Source organism: Pseudomonas sp. OTU5201 (genome assembly GCF_038440135.1).
GTDB classification, from domain to species: Bacteria; Pseudomonadota; Gammaproteobacteria; order Pseudomonadales; family Pseudomonadaceae; genus Metapseudomonas; species Metapseudomonas resinovorans.
Window position 1 is genome coordinate 52048 of the sequence record NZ_JASATC010000026.1, and the last position, 16556, is coordinate 68603.

Annotated in this window: 16 protein-coding genes; 5 read left to right on the plus strand and 11 right to left on the minus strand. The window is 63.7% G+C overall.

Annotated features, from left to right (window positions below; all coding sequences use genetic code 11):
- Positions 1–112 precede the first annotated feature (112 nt).
- The gene (locus AAHM40_RS17035; RefSeq protein ID WP_342245700.1) at positions 113–283 is read right to left on the minus strand and encodes a hypothetical protein; all 171 of its coding nucleotides are present in this window, start codon (positions 281–283) and stop codon (positions 113–115) included.
- Between the two features lie 306 nt (positions 284–589).
- Between AAHM40_RS17035 and AAHM40_RS17040 the strand changes: the two genes are divergently transcribed.
- Positions 590–799, plus strand: coding sequence for a cold-shock protein (locus AAHM40_RS17040; RefSeq protein ID WP_028629355.1), 210 nt, complete (start codon positions 590–592; stop codon positions 797–799).
- A gap of 750 nt (positions 800–1549) precedes the next feature.
- Positions 1550–1951, plus strand: coding sequence for a hypothetical protein (locus tag AAHM40_RS17045; RefSeq protein WP_342245701.1), 402 nt, complete (start codon positions 1550–1552; stop codon positions 1949–1951).
- 32 nt (positions 1952–1983) lie between these two features.
- Here the strand turns inward: AAHM40_RS17045 and AAHM40_RS17050 are convergent, their stop codons facing one another.
- From AAHM40_RS17050 to AAHM40_RS17065, 4 genes are read right to left on the minus strand one after another with little or no spacing between them, the layout of a single operon-like run.
- On the minus strand, positions 1984–2538 hold the full coding sequence (locus AAHM40_RS17050) for a PqiC family protein (protein WP_342245731.1): 555 nt from the start codon (positions 2536–2538) through the stop codon (positions 1984–1986).
- A 26-nt stretch (positions 2539–2564) separates the two neighbouring features.
- The gene (locus AAHM40_RS17055; protein ID WP_342245702.1) at positions 2565–4205 is read right to left on the minus strand and encodes a PqiB family protein; all 1641 of its coding nucleotides are present in this window, start codon (positions 4203–4205) and stop codon (positions 2565–2567) included.
- Positions 4189–4806 (minus strand): paraquat-inducible protein A, encoded by a 618-nt coding sequence (locus tag AAHM40_RS17060; RefSeq protein ID WP_446731585.1) that lies wholly within the window; start codon positions 4804–4806, stop codon positions 4189–4191. The genes AAHM40_RS17055 and AAHM40_RS17060 overlap by 17 nt, the downstream gene beginning before the upstream one ends.
- A 20-nt stretch (positions 4807–4826) precedes the next feature.
- Entirely contained in the window at positions 4827–5423 is a 597-nt protein-coding gene (locus AAHM40_RS17065) for a paraquat-inducible protein A (RefSeq protein ID WP_342245704.1), read from the minus strand.
- A gap of 242 nt (positions 5424–5665) precedes the next feature.
- On the opposite strand from AAHM40_RS17065, the gene AAHM40_RS17070 reads away from it, so the two are divergent.
- On the plus strand, positions 5666–7426 hold the full coding sequence (locus tag AAHM40_RS17070; protein WP_342245705.1) for a SulP family inorganic anion transporter: 1761 nt from the start codon (positions 5666–5668) through the stop codon (positions 7424–7426).
- A gap of 19 nt (positions 7427–7445) precedes the next feature.
- Here AAHM40_RS17070 and AAHM40_RS17075 read toward each other — a convergent pair whose 3' ends face one another.
- Positions 7446–7985 (minus strand): cysteine hydrolase family protein, encoded by a 540-nt coding sequence (locus AAHM40_RS17075; protein WP_342245706.1) that lies wholly within the window; start codon positions 7983–7985, stop codon positions 7446–7448.
- Positions 7986–8218: 233 nt separating this feature from the next.
- Here AAHM40_RS17075 and AAHM40_RS17080 point away from each other — a divergent pair, with 233 nt between their 5' ends.
- Both AAHM40_RS17080 and puuE read left to right on the plus strand, forming a co-directional pair.
- The gene (locus AAHM40_RS17080; protein ID WP_342245707.1) at positions 8219–9085 is read left to right on the plus strand and encodes a GNAT family N-acetyltransferase; all 867 of its coding nucleotides are present in this window, start codon (positions 8219–8221) and stop codon (positions 9083–9085) included.
- Positions 9085–10008, plus strand: coding sequence for an allantoinase PuuE (gene puuE / locus AAHM40_RS17085; protein ID WP_342245708.1), 924 nt, complete (start codon positions 9085–9087; stop codon positions 10006–10008). The genes AAHM40_RS17080 and puuE overlap by 1 nt, the downstream gene beginning before the upstream one ends.
- Positions 10009–10057: 49 nt before the next feature.
- Here puuE and AAHM40_RS17090 read toward each other — a convergent pair whose 3' ends face one another.
- From AAHM40_RS17090 to AAHM40_RS17110, 5 genes are all read right to left on the minus strand, one after another.
- Entirely contained in the window at positions 10058–11017 is a 960-nt protein-coding gene (locus tag AAHM40_RS17090) for an HlyD family secretion protein (RefSeq protein ID WP_342245709.1), read from the minus strand.
- Between the two features lie 3 nt (positions 11018–11020).
- On the minus strand, positions 11021–11374 hold the full coding sequence (locus AAHM40_RS17095; RefSeq protein ID WP_342245710.1) for a DUF3302 domain-containing protein: 354 nt from the start codon (positions 11372–11374) through the stop codon (positions 11021–11023).
- Between the two features lie 117 nt (positions 11375–11491).
- Entirely contained in the window at positions 11492–14041 is a 2550-nt protein-coding gene (locus tag AAHM40_RS17100; protein ID WP_342245711.1) for an efflux RND transporter permease subunit, read from the minus strand.
- Positions 14042–14059: 18 nt separating this feature from the next.
- The gene (locus AAHM40_RS17105) at positions 14060–15112 is read right to left on the minus strand and encodes a WD40/YVTN/BNR-like repeat-containing protein (RefSeq protein ID WP_342245712.1); all 1053 of its coding nucleotides are present in this window, start codon (positions 15110–15112) and stop codon (positions 14060–14062) included.
- 68 nt (positions 15113–15180) lie between these two features.
- Positions 15181–16539: a DUF1329 domain-containing protein gene (locus tag AAHM40_RS17110; protein WP_342245713.1), complete on the minus strand. Its 1359-nt coding sequence runs from the start codon at positions 16537–16539 to the stop codon at positions 15181–15183.
- Positions 16540–16556: the final 17 nt, after the last annotated feature.

Here is a 16556-nt window from a genome sequence, read left to right on the forward strand (position 1 = left end):
CGCGTTCGTAGTTGTGCGAGTTTCTCCTTTCACGAGTACCGGTAGCAGAACGATCACTCCAACAAAAAGCCCGCTTCTGCGGGCTTGGTCATTGCGGGCGGCTTGCTGCGGGCTACTCTTCAGGCTTTTTCGTCTGCCCCTTGGTCCACTGCGTCTTCTTGCGGTCGGCGTTCCACCCGGTCGCTCCGGTGGGTATTTCCTTGATCTCGCCGCCCTTTGACAGGAATGCTTGTGTCTGCTCGTCCAGCTGCGATCTCGTTCGGCTTGTCGGTGTATCGGACATCGGAGTCACCTTTGAGTGATGAGCCGTCATTGCGAGCGACTCACTTGGGACTATACAGGCATCCCCCTTGCCGCGCCGTAGCAATTGACCGGCCCTCCAGATTGCTCTCAATCGAGCCCGCCTCAGAAAAAGCTATTCAATGCCAACAAACCCTGTATTCTCACAACACTGCCTGCCCAGTCTTGCGGCACCGTCTTGATGTTTTGTCCTTACGATTCTCCATCTCCTCGGCACCCTTCACTTCGCATTCAGTCACGGTCACGCTATTGCCGACCCCGTATTCCTGCACCTTGGAGATTCATCATCATGTCGACCCGCCAAAACGGAACCGTCAAGTGGTTCAACGCCGAAAAGGGCTTTGGCTTCATCAGCCCCGAATCCGGTCCGGACGTGTTCGTACACTTCCGTCAAATTGAAAGCTCTGGCTACAAGAGCCTGGACGAGGGGCAGCGCGTCTCCTTCCTCGTCACCGATGGCCCAAAAGGGCCTCAGGCCGAGCAGGTTCGCCCGCTGTAACGCCGCTTTAAGAAAAAGCCCTGCACATGTTGCGGGGCTTTTTCGTTTGAGCTTGGGAAACCCACGTCCTTGGAGCGTGGTCTTGACTCATCGGCTCTGCCTGTGACGATCGAACTGCCTGATGTACAGGATGAAGTCGGATCTTCAGTAGCCCGGATGAAATCCGTGGAAAGTCCAATCGCCGCTCCCGGGTTTCATCCGGGCTACGATCTGGCTTGCTGCATCTGCGATGCCCCCATATAGGGGCCATAGGCAAGAGACTTCAATCACGAACAGGTACGTGCCCACCGATCCTTTCCGGCTGCCGGGCACGCGATTTTCTGGCAGGCTGTGGGGCGTCCCCTTGCCCTGGAGTCAGCCGTGCCAAGCACGAGCCACCACACTCAGGACCTCTGGATCAGCCGTCTCCACGGTAGGCTCTTCGCGCGCATCTGGAGCCCCGACCCTCTCAGCCCATCCTTTGACGACGCGCCCATCGTGCTCTTCCATGATTCGCTCGGCTGCGTGGAGCTGTGGCGTGAATTTCCCGCCAAACTGGCGAGCATCACCGGCAGGACCGTAGTGGCATACGACCGGCTGGGCTTCGGCCGCTCGAGCGCGCATCCGGGGCAGCTCGCCTTCGGCTTCGTTGCGATGAGGCCGAGCGCGACTTCCCGCTGGTCAAGGACAGCCTCGGTATTCGCGAGTTCATCGCCTTCGGCCCCAGGCGCCGTTGGCGTCCGGGCACTCGGCTGACTATGATCGGAAGCCATGACGTCCTCACTCCCTACCCGCCAGCCCTGCCCGCCCGGCGCCTGCAATTGCGGGCGTGAGGAGTTGCTGGAGAATCCCGGCGCCGACGTACGCATCCTGCTGCTCACCCGGCAAGAGGAGAAACGCCTGCTGGAGCGGCTGGAGAAGATCCAGAGCCTGGCGGATCTGGAGCACCTGCAGCGACGCCTGTTCGAGCAGCTTGGGGTGCGCCTGCATATCGCGCCTGGATACAACGAAGTACGCAGCATGCGTGGCATCGATATCCGGATCGACGAGTTGCCCGGTCTTTGCCGCAAGACCCGGCAGTCCATTCCGGCGGCCATCCGCCGCGGCCTTGAACTGCACCCGGAAATCGCCTGGCGGCTGCTCGACGCCCACGACCTGTTGCGCGACGCCTGACACCCTTTGGGCGGCCTGGCCTTCCTCTCCGGTCAGTTGACTGAAGCCGTCGGGCACGCCCTCAGCAGCCCTCGACTGGCCTGGCCGATGATTTCCGCGAGCTTTCGCAGGTTGACCTGATGCGCCGCTACCAGTTGGTCCACTGAGTTGCCAGCAGGGGTTTGCAATGTGGTCCGGCAGGCCGTGGTGGCACCCGCCCCCGCCGGTTTAAGGCGCCATCTGGCATCCAGTAGCGAAAACTGACCGGGCACGGTATCGAAGCGCTGCACATCCACCCGCAGGGACGCCTGCGCCGAAGCCGCGGGCGTCGAGCCGAGCTGGTCGACCAGGGCATTCTTCAGCTCATCGGCAAGGCTGGCGCCCCACCATTCGGTCTCCAGGATCGCCAGGCCGGTATCACCCTGGCGCACGACGATCTGCGAACGATCGACCTGCGGCGGCACCGTCACCTGGTCGACGCGAATGTCCATGGCGACGCCACTCGCTGATTGCTTGGGAACAAGCGTGTGGTAGCGGATCGGCGCGCTGCTGCAAGCGCCCAGCATCACCAGCAACCCGGCCAGAAGTGCTTTGTGCAATATCGTCATTCGACTCGACTCCTTGTTCGCGGCGTTCATGGCTGCAGGTTCTGTGCATCGGTGGCTGCCGGACGGCCGCGGATCAGCGATTCGGGATGCCTGCCCAGATAGTCCGACAGGTCCCGCAGCGAGCGGGACATCCGCTCCAGCTGCTCAAGGGTATCGGTCATCTGCTCGCGCTGTGGAGAGTCCTCCGCCAATGCCGAATTGGCCGCTTGCACCGTCTTGCGAATCTCGTCCAGGGTGCCCTGGACGCCTGGCAGGGTCCGGGTGTTGAACTGCTTCAGGCTGCGGTTCAGTTCGCTCAGGTTGCCATCGAGGTTGTTGGCGATACGCTCCAACGGCAGCGCGTTGATCCGGTTGACCATCTGCTGCAGCTGCTCCTGAACCTTCTCGAGACTGCCAGGCACTGTGGGAATCATGAACGGCGTCTGGTTCGGATCGAAGGCGGCCTTTTCCGCATTCGGATAGAAGTCCAGCGAGATGTACAGCTGGCCGGTCAGCAGGTTGCCACTGCGCGCCTGAGCACGCAGGCCATGCTCGATAAAGCTGGCGAGCAACAGGCCGCTGGCCTTTTCATCGTCGGGTGAATGGTTGAGGGCTTCCAGCATCTTGTTGTGGGCGGGGCCTATGCGCTGGGGGTAGATGATCGCATCGACGATCACCGGGAAGGTCCGCTTCACGGGGTCGAAGTCCAGGCGAACGGCGGTGACCTTGCCAAAATTCACCCCCATGAACTCCACGGGCGCATCAACGGCCAGGCCACGCAGCGCCTGGTCGAATCGAAGTCGCAGGCGGCGCGCAATGCCATCGGGTGGCGCCAGGGCGGTTTCTTCATCGTCGAACAGCTCGAAATCGCTTTTCTCCGCCGCTGGCTCGTCGTCGACGATATGTTCGGGCGTGCGAAACGCCAGGCCACCAATCAATATCGACGACAGTGACTCGGTATTGACCTTCACGCCCTTGGAATCCAGGGCCACATCAATGCCACTGGCATTCCAGAAGCGCGTGTTGGCGGTAACGAACGCGTCGCTGGGGGCCGCAATGAATATGCCGATGTCGACGCCTGTACCCTTGGCATCCAATGCGTAGGAGACCACCTCGCCCACCGGAATCTTGCGGTAGTAGATCGGCGAGCCGATATCCAGTGAGCCGAGGTCTTTGGCGTGCAGGGTGAAGATCTTGCCCTTCTCGCCGTAGGTGATTGCCGGGGGTGATTCGAGCCCGGTGAAGCGCTTTGCACGCTTTGTCGATTGCCCGGCGTCAGCACCGATGAAGTTGCCCGACAGCAAGGTGTCAGCCCCGGTGACGCCGCCGGCACCGATGCGCGGGCGCACCACCCAGAACACCGAGTCCTCACTGGCGAACGACTCCGCCTCACGGAACAGTTCCACGGTAGTGTTGACGCTCTTCTTGTCCGCGGCCAGTTCGACGGCGGTGACCTCGCCGATCACCACGTTGCGGTACTTCACCAGCGTCTTGTGCGCGGCCAGGCCTTCACCGGTCTTGAAACTGATGGTGATGGTCGGGCCTTGTTCCATCCAGCTGCGCACCACCAGCGACGCGCCCACCAGCAGCGCGACAATGGGCACTATCCAGACCAGCGACACGTTCCAGCGCCGTGTCCGGATCTCCGCCTGCCCAGGCGCTGAACCGCCTTCAGTGTGCTGCTGCATTGGTTGCATCCCCCGTGGATGGTTCGCCGTCCCAGATCAGGCGTGGATCGAAACTCATGGCCGAGAGCATGGTGAACACCACCACCACGCCGAAAAAGAGGATGCCGGGGCGCGGTTCGATGGTGCCCAGCTCCTGCATCTGTACCAGCGCTGCAACAAGAGCCACGACCAGCACATCGAGCATCGACCAGTAGCCGATCAACTCGACGAAGCGATAGAGCTGCGCGCGCTGGCGCCGCGCCCAGTCACTGTGCCTCTGCGCAGTGACCAGCAAGAGCAGCAAGGCCCCGAACTTAATGGCCGGCACGCCGATGCTGGCAATGAAGATAATCAGTGCGATGTCCCAGGCGCCGCTTTCCCAGAATTCCAGGACGCCGCCAACGATGGTGCTGTCGAGGCCACTGCCGAACATGCGGGTGTTCATCACCGGCAGCAGGTTAGCGGGTATGTAGAACACCAGGGCAGCCAGCAGATAGGCCCAGGTGCGTGTGATGGAGTCGGTCTTGCGTGCATGCAAGGGCGCGCCGCAGCGGCTGCAGTGGTGCCGATGGCTGCCCATGTCGCACGCCAGTCCGCAACCGTGGCACAGGCAGAGGTTCATCTCGCTTGCCAGTGGCGGATTCACAGGCACTCCCAGAGGTCGCGGACGTCGCGGCCAGCGATGTAGATGATCAAGACACTCAGTGCAGCAAGCGCCACCAGGCCGATTCCCGGAATCACATCCAGCAGCCCCGCCAGCTTGATGACCGCCACCATGGCGCCCAGCAGGCAGACCTCCAGCATGCTCCAGGGTCGCAGTGCCTCCAGGCTGCGCATGCAGACGGAAAACCCCGGCGCACGCTGGGCCGCGACGGCGAAGCCGAACACCCAGATCAACAGACCGACCTGCAGCACCGGAGCGAAGATGATCGCCAGCGCGGCGACCAGTGCGATAAAGGTGATGGGGCCGTTACTGAGGATCAGCACCGAGTCCCAGAGCGTCGCCGAATTGCTGAGCCCTTGCAGGCTGATGCTCATGACCGGGTAGACGTTGGCGAACACCAGCAGGATCGCCGCCGTGATACTCAGCGCCAGGCGCTGCTGCACCGAAAGTCCCCCGTGCCGCTGAATCAACCCGCCGCAGCGCACGCACAAGGCGCGTTGGTGCTTGCTCAACGCGGCCTTCCGGTACACCGCATCGCAGTACTCGCAAATGATCAGTCCGTTGCTATTTGCCATATGGGCGCCACCCGACGCAGACATGGAGACACCCCGCACGGTCAGCCCGAGGCGGCTAGAGCCCGCCAACAGCAGGCCAATTAGCACAAAGCCTAGCCAATGAATGCGCAGTGCAAGGCTGAATCTGCCGCAAACAGCCGTCGATGCCGGCAAGTCGCCCGCGCCCTGCGTGTACCCCTACTAAGCTTCACTCCACACACACCAGTCGCCTGATCCTTACTGGTAGGGCACAGGTACCGCCCATGAACGAACCACCGTCAAGCAAGCCTGCCGACTCGGGGCAGGCGCCACGAGCGCCGGCGCCGTCTGGATGGCAACGCTGGCTGCCGGGCGTGCAGACACTGCGCCATTACCAGGCGGCTTGGTTGCCCAAAGACCTGCTCGCCGGCCTCGTGCTGACGGCCATGCTGGTACCCGTCGGGATCGCCTATGCGGAAGCCTCGGGCGTTCCGGGCATCTATGGCCTGTATGCCACCATCGTTCCGCTGCTCGCCTACGCGCTGTTCGGCCCCAGCCGCATCCTGGTGCTCGGCCCGGATTCGGCACTGGTTGCCATCATCCTGGCCGTTGTGCTGCCGGCTTCCGCTGGCGATCCACTCCGCGCGATAACCCTCGCCAGCGCCATGGCCCTGGTGTCCGGGCTGGTCTGCATCGGCGCCGGCCTGTTGCGCCTCGGTTTCATAACCGAGCTGCTGTCCAAACCCATTCGCTATGGATACATGAACGGCATCGCCCTGACGGTACTGATCAGCCAGACGCCGAAACTGTTCGGCATCTCCTTCGAAAGCGCCGGTCCCCTGCGCGATACCCTGCACCTGTTCCAGGCCCTGCTCGATGGCAAGGCCAACTGGTACGCCTTTGCCGTGGGCGCCGGCACCCTGGCCATCATTCTCCTGCTCAAACGACATCCGCGCGTGCCGGGCCTTCTCATCGCGGTAGTCGCCGCCACGCTGGTGGTGGGCCTTTTCGGCCTGGACGCGACCCATGCCGTCAAGGTGGTGGGATCACTGCCTCAGGGATTGCCGAGCTTCAGCCTGCCCCTCATCGGCGCGGCCGACCTGGGCACTGTGCTCGTCGGTGGATTCGCCGTGGCCCTGGTTTCCTTCGCCGATACCAGCGTGCTGTCACGCACCTATGCGGCCAGGACGCGCACACGGGTAGACCCGAACCAGGAAATGCTTGGCCTGGGCGTGGCTAACCTGGCAACAGGCTTTTTCCAGGGCATCCCCATCAGCAGCAGCTCTTCGCGCACCCCCGTCGCCGAGGCGGCAGGTGCGCAGACCCAACTGACCGGAGTCTTCGGCGCCCTGGGCGTGGCGCTGCTGTTGCTGCTTGCTCCCAACCTGCTGCAGCACCTGCCCAACAGTGCACTCGCAGCGGTGGTGATTGCTGCCGCTATTGGCCTGTTCGAGTTCAAGGACCTGCGGCGCATCTACCGCATCCAGCAATGGGAATTCTGGCTGTCCATCACCTGTTTCGTTGGCGTTGCCGTACTGGGAGCGGTGCCCGGCATCGGCCTGGCGGTCGTCATCGCGGTGATCGAGTTCCTGTGGGACGGCTGGCGCCCGCACTTCGCCGTGCTCGGCCGAGTCGACGGCATCCGCGGCTATCACGATATTTCCCGTTACCCCCATGCGCGCCTCGTCCCCGGCCTGGTGCTGTTCCGCTGGGACGCACCGCTGTTCTTCGCCAACGCAGAATTGTTCCAGAACTGTGTGCTGGAAGCCGTTGCGAACAGTCCGACGCCAGTGCGCAGAGTCGTGGTGACGGCGGAGCCGGTCACCAGCGTGGATGTCACCTCGGCCGATATCCTCATCGAGCTGGAGCAGGCACTGCGAGCATCAGGCATCGAACTTCGGTTCGCAGAAATGAAGGACCCGGTGAAAGACAAGCTCCGGCAGCTGGAAGTGCTGTCACGGATCGGCAGCGACATCTTCCAGCCGACGGTGGGCGCCGCCGTGGACAACTACCTTGAAGAGCACGGGGTGGACTGGACGCCCTAGCCGTGCCGGGGCGAGATCATCAACCCTCGATACACACCGACTCGGCGGGAACCACCAACGCCTGCACGCCGAAACTCGACATGCTGCCGAGCACCGCGTTGTGGTGGGCGATGATCTGCGGCGCACTGATCGCGGCGTTGTCCAGGGTGGAGTGGGCATCCGCCGGCAATACCACCTGGTAGCCCAAAGCCAGGGCGCGGCGCACCGTGGTGTCCACACAGTAGTCGGTCTGCAGGCCACAAATGATCAAACGCTGGATGCCGCACTGCTGGAGCGTTTCCTGCAACTCGGTCTTGTGGAAAGAGTCGGGGGTGGTCTTGCGGATGCGGATGTCGCTGTCCGCCACGGCAAGGTCCTCCGCCAGTTGCCAGCCCTCGCTGCCGAACTGGAAATAGTCGCCGGGTTCTTCGTGCTGGATCACCACCACCGGGACGCCCGCGGCTCGTGCCTTGGCGCTGAGGACGTTGATGGTGTCGATCACGCGATCGATCTCGAAGGCGGCGTATTCACCGACGCTGATGGCGCGCTGGACATCGATGATCAGTAGAGCGGTGTTCATGGAGAGTCGTCCCTGGAAAGAAAAATGGAGCTTAGAGCGGCAGACCAATCGACGCCAGTTGGCAGCCGGAAGGATATCAATGGGGTCTTGAGCTGTATCCGCAGATCGCCTGGCGGCTGCTTCGACGCCCACGACCGGTTGCGCAACGCCTGACGCCCGCCGGGCGGCCTGGCCGCCCTCCCCGGTTGGCGCTATACCGAAAGCGTTCGTTTCACGCCGAGGAGTCGCGCCCGATGTCCATCCCGCTGGTGATCCGCAACATGCTCCGCCCCGAGCTGGACGAATTGGTCGGCTGGGCCGCGCGCGAGGGCTGGAACCCTGGCCTGCACGATGCCCAGCTGTTCTGGGCAACCGATCCCGAAGCCTATATAGCGGCTGAGCTGGACGGCGAGCTGATCGGCGGCGGCGCCATCACGTCCTACGCCGGCGAGTTCGGCTTCATGGGCTTTTTCATCATCCGTCCGGAGTATCGCGGACATGGCCTTGGCGACCGCCTCTGGCATGCCCGCCGTGACCGCCTCCTGGCCCGGCTGCGTCCGGGTGCCGCCATCGGCATGGACGGTGTGTTCGCCATGCAGGACTACTACGCCAAGGGCGGTTTCGTCTTCTCCCACCGCAACCTGCGTTTCCAGACGGAAATCACCGAGCCAACGCAATGGACTCCTGGCGAAGAGGTCGTTCCCCTCGCCGAGTTCGCCCTCAACGAGGTGCTCGCTTATGACCGCACCTGCTTCCCGGCACCGCGCCGCGCTTTCCTCCAGGGCTGGATCACCCAGCCCGACGCGCTGGCACTTGGCTGTCGGCGCAATGACCATCTGGCGGGTTTCGCGGTCATCAGGCGCTGTCAGGATGGCTGCAAGATCGGCCCCTTGTTCGCCGATGACGCCAGCGCGGCCGAAGCGCTCTACGTGCAGTTGGCAGGCTTTGCTGCGGGCGGGCTGCTGTTCCTCGATGCTCCGGAGAACAATCCCGCGGCCATGGCACTGGTACAGCGCCACGGCATGAGCGAAGTCTTCGGCTGCGCGCGGATGTACCTCGGCCCCGCACCCGTTGTCGCCCAGGACCGCGTCTTCGGCGTCACCACCTTCGAGCTCGGCTGATGGTCGAGCGCGACCTGCTCGGTTATGGCGGCAAGCCGCCCCACCCACGCTGGCCGGGCGATGCGCGGGTGGCCGTGCAGTTCGTGCTGAATGTCGAGGAAGGCGCCGAATCCTGCGTGCTCAACGGCGATGCCCAGTCCGAAGCCTACCTGCACGAACTGCCGGGACGATCGGCGCGCATCGGCGAACGCGACCTGAGCGTGGAAGGCCTTTACGAGTACGGGTCGCGGGCAGGTGTCTGGCGCATCCTCGACCTCTTCGCCGAACGCGGTCTGCCGCTGACCGCCTTTGCCGTGGGGCGGGCCCTGGAACTGGTGCCGCAGATCGGCCACGCCCTGCGTGCCTGCGGCCATGAGGTTGCCGGGCACGGCTATCGCTGGCTGGATTACCGGGAAATTCCCGAAGACGACGAGCGGCACCACATCCAGCTGACCCTCTCACTGATCGAGCGCATCTGCGGCCGCCGTCCGCTGGGCTGGTACACCGGACGCGTCAGCGCCAACACCCGCCGGTTGCTGCGCGAGGAAGGTGGCTTTCTCTACAGCTCGGACGCCTACAACGACGACCTGCCCTACTGGCTGCCCGGCTCGCCGCCTCACCTGGTGATCCCTTACACCCTGGTCAACAACGATGCCCGCTACCTGATGCCCCACGGTTTCGCCTCGGGAGAGGACTTCTTCCAGCTCCTGAAGGACGCCTTCGACTGTCTCTGGCTGGAGGGCGCGCGGCAGCCAAAGATGATGAGCGTTGGCTTGCACGGCAGGATCAGCGGCCACCCGGCCCGCGCCATGGCGCTGGCGCGTTTCCTCGACCATGTAGGGCGGCATGAGGGGGTGTGGGTCTGTCGGCGGGAAGAGATCGCCCGGCACTGGATGGCCGAGCATGGATATGAGGTGGGCCTCCCTGGGGGCAGCCCGCCTTAGCACCTGTTTACGATCGCGAATCGTCAACAGGTGCTTGGCCGTCCGCCGATCAGTGGAACGGGAAGATGTAGTTCATCCACGCCGCCATGCGCAGGAGGATCTTGCGCATGATCGCCACATGGTGGAAATGCTTGCTGTAGAGCGCCGCCTGGCCATAGGCCCCGCCTGGCATCTGCGCAGCGTACTGGGCGTAGGCCGGATCGGTGATTTCGATAAGCACCGGCACCCGCCCCGGAGGGGGTGAACCCGTATAACTGATCAGGGTGCCGGACGGTTGCACCTGGCCTTCGCCAATCACCCCGATCACCTGCTTCACCTTGCCCGAGAACACCTGGCCAGGGATGCCGTCGAAGGCGACTTCCGCCTCGTCGCCAACGCTCAGACGCAGCTGGCTGTTCTGGCGCATCCAGGCGATGAAGTAGAAGCCTTCGTCGGGGATGAAGACCATGGACGGGCGCAACGGCAGCTTCACTGCACGCACGCCCGGGCGCAGGGAAACATGGGTGACGAACCCCTTGCTGGGCGCCCGTATCACCGTGTTGTCGAGATCGAACTGGGCGATGTTCAGCTGCGCCTGCAGATCGTCCACCCGCGCGGTGGTGAGGTCCACATCACGGCGGTTGCCGACATTGCGCGCGGCCAGCTCACGGGCTCGGGACTGATCGGCACGGGCCGAAACCAGTTGGGCCTTGATCGACTTCAGCTTGTTCTCAAAGGGCGTCGGGTCGATACGGAACAACACATCACCCTTCTCCAGTGGCTGGTTGCCCGTGACCGGCACCTCGATCACCTGGCCGGACACCTCCGGCACGATGGGTACCGAGACGAAATAGGTACGCGCCACCTCCGAATAAGGGTGGTTGTAGTTCATCAGGAAGATCAGCGCGCCGATCAGCACGATGCCGCCCAGCACCGCGGTGGGTACGGTCCACTTGTTCAGCGGGATCTTGAAGATCTTGAAGATGGCGATGCAGATCGAGGCGTAGGTGAGTACCAGCAACAGGTCCATGGCTCAGAGCTCCTTCTGCTCGCCCTGCGGGGCCGGTTCGCGTCCTTCGAGTTGCTCGATGCGCTGGCGCAGCTCCGCCAGTTGCTCCGCCAGCTCCGCTTCCGGGCCGGATCCGGGCGTGCCGGCGCTGAATCCCCATCCCCGGTCCTCGCGGTACAACATGGCCCAGATCCACAGGAAGGGCCAAAGGGCATGCAAGGTGAACAGGCTGACCCAGCCAGCGGCGTGGATGGCGTCCTGGTGCGGATGGTTGCGGTGCACCGCAATCTCGTAGGGAATGTCGTGGAGAACGATGATTCCGTAGAACAGCACAATCCCCACGAAGATAAGAACGCCCAGAGCGAAGTAGTCGAGCATGATGTCCTTTCCTGAGTGCGACCATCACAACGGGAGCAGTCGCATCGAACAATCCGAAAACGGCATCGCCACCTGCCGCAATGCGGCCGGTGGCGATCCCCCGTGTTCCAGATTAGTTCAACTTCTCTCGCTTGCCGGCTGTCGTGGCGAAGACTCCATGCGGGTGCTCTCCGCCGCTTCGGCAGCAGGCGTTGCCTTGGGCACACCGGCAAGACCGACCGCCTGCTCCGCCTCGCCGCGCTCACGCAGCAGGAAGTACGACAGCGCCGGAATCAGGATAAGTGCGCCGATCATGTTCCAGAGGAACATGAAGGTGAGCAGGATGCCCATGTCGGCCTGGAACTTGATCGGCGACCAGGCCCAGCACACAACGCCGGCAGCCAGGGTGATACCAACCAGCGCCACCACGCGCCCGGTGAAGGACACCGCCTGCTTGTAGGCGGCCGACAGAGGCATGCCCTGGCGCTGGTACTGCAGCTGCACGCTGAGCAGGTACAACGCGTAGTCCACGCCGATGCCGACGCCGAGGGCGATGACCGGCAGCGTGGCGACCTTCACGCCGATGCCCATCACTACCATCAACGCCTCGCAGAGCACTGAGGTAAGTACCAGCGGCAGCAGTGCCACCAGGGTCGCGCGCCAGCTTCGGAAAGTGACCAGGCAGAACAGCGTTACCGCCAGGTAGACGTAGAGCAGCATGGTGCGGTTGGCGTCGCGCACCACGATGTTGGTCGCCGCTTCTATTCCGGCGCTGCCCGCCGCCAACAGGAATTGGCGATCCTCGCTGCTGTTCTCGGCGGCGAAGCGCTCGGCGATGGCGACCACTTCATCCAGGGTCTGGGCCTTGTGGTCCTTGAGGAAGGCGATCACCGGCATCAGCGAGCAATCGGTATTGAACAGCTCGGGCGTGTTCACCGACGCCTGCTGGGCGGCGTAGTTGAGCACATCCTGGTTGCGCTGCAGGCTGAGGAACTTCGGGTTGCCCTCGTAGGTGCCAGCAGTGATCTGGCGCACCGCGTTGGCCAGGGACGAGGTTGCCTGTACGTTCGGGTGCTGTTGCAGCGCCCAGGCCAGGCGGTCGGCCTGGATCAGCGTCTGGTAGTTCAGGCAGCCCTCGGCAGGCGTTTTCACCATCACCGCGAACAGGTCGCTGGACAGCGCGTAGTGGCTGGTGATGTAGGCGTTGTCGCGGTTGTAGCGTGAATCCGGCCGCAGCTCAGGCGCACCGGCATCCAGGTCGCCGATCTGCAGGTTCAAGCTGACCATGAAGCCCGCTACGCCCAGGACAGCAGCCACGCCGACCGTGGTCAGGGCCCAACGCTTCTCGGTGAAACGGTCAAGGAAGTCCCAGACATGGCCGAAGCCCTTATGCGCGGCGGCATTGGTATCGATGCGCAGGGCGCGCTCGGCGGCTTTCTTGCCAACACCGACGTAGGACAGCGCCACGGGCATCATCAGTAGCGTCGTGAGGATCAGCACCGCCACGCCGATACTGGCGGTGATGGCCAGGTCCTGGATCACCGGGATGTCGATCAGCATCAGCACGGCGAAGCCCACCGCATCGGCCAGCAAAGCAGTGACCCCGGCGAGGAACAGGCGGCGGAAGGTATAGCGCGCGGCCACCAGGCGATGGGTGCCCAGGGCGATGTCCTGCATGATGCCGTTCATCTTCTGGGCTGCGTGGGACACACCGATGGCGAAGATCAGGAAGGGGACGAGGATCGAATACGGGTCCAGGGCATAACCCAGCCACGCGACGATGCCCAGCTGCCAGACCACGGCCAGCAGCGAGCAGACGATCACCAGCAGGCTGCTACGCAGGCAGCGGGTGTAGGCCAGGATGATGAAGAAGGCGGTGCCAACGGCCAGGCCGAAGAAGGCCATGACCCGCAGCAGACCATCGATCAGGTCGCCCACCAGCTTGGCGAAGCCGATCACCCGGATCTTGATCGCGCCCTGTCCTTCCTCGCCCGAGGCTTGCGCCTGGGTGTCGCCGGCGTATTCGAAGCGCAGACGGAACTTGTCTTCCAGGGTGCGCGAGAACTGGTGGTAGTCCACGCCCTTGCCGCCAGCGGTGGCCTGGTCCAGCAGCGGCACCACCAGCATGGTGGATTTGAAGTCATTGGCGACCAGACTGCCGACGATACCGGCGCGGGCGATGTTCTGCCGCAACTGTTCGATGCTGGCAGGAGAACCGTCATAGCCATCGGGCATCACCGGTCCACCCTGGAAGCCCTCTTCGGTCACTTCGGTCCAGCGTACGCCGGGTGCCCAGAGCGACTTCATCCAGGCGCGGTCTACGCCCTCGGTAAGGAAGAGTTCGTCGTGTACTTGCTTGAGTGCGTCGAGATAGGCCGGGTCGAAGATGTCGCCCTGGGTGTTTTCCACCACCACGCGCACGCTGTTGCCCAGACCGCGCAAGGCCTTGCGGTTGTCCAGGAAGTTCTGGATGTAGGGGTGCCCCTGGGGAATCATTTTCTCGAAGCTGGGCCGCAGTTCGAGGCGTGTGAGGGCCATGTAGCCCAGCAGCAGCGTGACCAGCAGGATGCCTACCACGAACGGAACGCGATGGTTGAACACCATACGTTCCAGCAGGTTGCCACTTCGTGCGTCGAAGTCCTTGATGTCCCGGATCACCGGCATTGCGTCTTGTTTCATGCCACCCATGATGGGTTCGCCTCGCTCTTATTCTTGTTTGCCAGAAGCCAGGGGCCGTTGGCTGAATCCGCGCGCGCCCACCAGCAGCAGGCCGCTATCGCCTGTCGCCAGGGCACCATAGACAGGCACCGGCTGGCCGATGTCCAGGGGCTGGAAACTGCTCCCGTCGTCACGGCTGGCCAGCACCTGACCGGTCTGCCCGAATAGATAGATGCTGCCGCGGGCATCGCGGGCAGACGCGGTGATGCTGCTGTTCAGCCCGGTCTTCACCGGACTCCAGCTGGCGCCGTTGTCATGGCTGCGATAGGCGTGGCCGCGCAGGCCGTAGGCCAGCACCAGGCGCGGCTGGACGGCAATGCCGAAGAAGCTGCCCTGGTAGGGTGATGCCAGCGCCTGGAAGCGCTCCTCACCGTCGCCCAGGCGTAACAGCAGCCCCTGCTCGCCGCCAATGAAAATATGCTCTCCGTCACCCGTGATCGCGTTCAGGTGGTAGGCGGAGGGGTTGTCGGTGCGGTCCGCCCAGGGCTCCCAGCTCTGGCCGCCGTCGCGGGTGCGGAAGATCAGGTTGAAGGCACCAACGACGAAACCATTGCGCTCATCGCTGAACCAGAGGTCGAGAAAGGGCTTATCAGCGCCTTCCGCCTCGATCCGCTTGCCCTCTTCCACCCATTGCCCGGCATCGGGACGGGCGCTGTAGTAGTCCTGCATCAGGCGGCCCAGCTGACGACCATCGAGCTGCTTCTGCCAACTGGCGCCACTGTCGCGGCTGTGCAGGACGACGCCGTCGTGCCCCACTGCCCAGCCTTCGCTGGCCGTGGGGAACTGGACGGCATTGAGGTCGGAGCTGACCGGAACGTTGGCCTGGGTCCAGCTTTTGCCCTGGTCATCGGAGTACAGGATATGGCCACGCTGTCCCACGGCTACCAGCCGCGTACCGGCCTGCGCCAGGTCGAGCAGCGGGCTGCGCACCGCCAGCTCGCTGCGCTGCGCAGGAAGGTCGAGCACATCCACCAGCGGCGCGGCACCACAGCTGCCGGCCGCCAGGGCCAGGCCCAGGGCGACGAACTTGAAAGAAAACATCGGGACGTCCTCTAGAAAAAACACGTTGCCGCGCCCCCACACACAAGGGGAGCGGCAACCAACCTGGCTCAGCGAATGCCGGCGCCGGCCAGGGACTCGGCTGCCCACTGAGCCTTGGTCAGCGGGTCGATGTAACGGATGCCGCCGTAGGGGCCGACGATGCCATTGATGTTGTAGGAGTTACCCACCAGGTCGTAGATCACGAACGGGGTGGTATCCGGTACTTGCTTGTCATAGCTCTGGCTAAGGAAGGCGAAGGAGCCACGGTAGATCTGCCCACGGGCGTCGTACTGGTCGGAGGCCAGGGCCACCCAGCTGTCTTCATCCAGATAGAAGCGGCGCTTGGCGTAGATGTGACGGGCGCCCTCCTTGAGCGTGCCTTCCACGACCCACACCCGGTGCTTCTCCCAACGCACATGATCTGGCGCCAGGTGGCTGGGGGTAGTCAGGGATTTCGGGTCCTGGGCGTAGGTCAGCTCGTAGGTGTTGTAGGGCACGATCATTTCCTGCTTGCCCACCAGCTTCCAGTCGTAGCGGTCCAGTGCACCGTTGAAGACGAATACGTCGTCGTAGGTGCCGGCACCGGCGGTACCTGGGTTCGGCGTGTCATAGGCCAGGCTCGGCGCCAGCTTCACGCGGCGCTGACCAGGCAGGTACTGCCAGGCGCGGCGCGGCTGCTCGACGGCGTTGGCCGCGTCCTTGAGCATGATCGCCTCACCGGCACGGCGCGCCGGGCCCGAGTAATACAGCTTCATCTGGTAGTACACGTCGGTGTTGGCGATCGGCTTGGAGAGGTCTTCGTAGATCGGGTAGTTGATGAACGCCTGCCCGGTGGTGGCCAGGGTGGCCACGCCCGCGGAGTCGACGTTCCAGGAGTCGTACTTGGAGTTGATGGTCACGCCCTGGTAGCGCAGCAAGTGGTTCCACATGGCTTCGGCGCCCGACTGCGGAATTGGGAAAGGCACGCCCGGGAGCACGTTGTCCAGAGCCAGGCCACCATTGGCGGTCTTGGCGCCCGTGGCGTTCTTCACAGCGTTGTCCAGCACAGGCTTGGGCATGGCCACGGTGCGGTGGGTCGGGAAGACGTCTACACGGAAGCTCGGATAACGCTTGGCCAACTCCACGGTCGTGGCACTGAGCACGTCTTTGTACTGATCGACGTTCTTGCCATCTATCACCAGCACGGGCTGCTCGCTGGCGAAGGGGTCCGGACGCATGCTGTCACCGGACTTGAAGCCGGCCGGCGCAGTGGTCAGGCCGCCTTCATAGGCGGGGATCGAACCGTCGGCGTTGGCGGCTTTTTCGGCCCCCACGAGGGTCAGGCTGGTGCCCAGTTTGGCAGCTTCCTCAGGCGACACGGCAGCTTGTACGTAACCGGCGAAGGCCACCGCAAGGGAAGCCGCCATCAGAGTTTTCACGAATTTCATCTCGTTGTTCTCCCGCT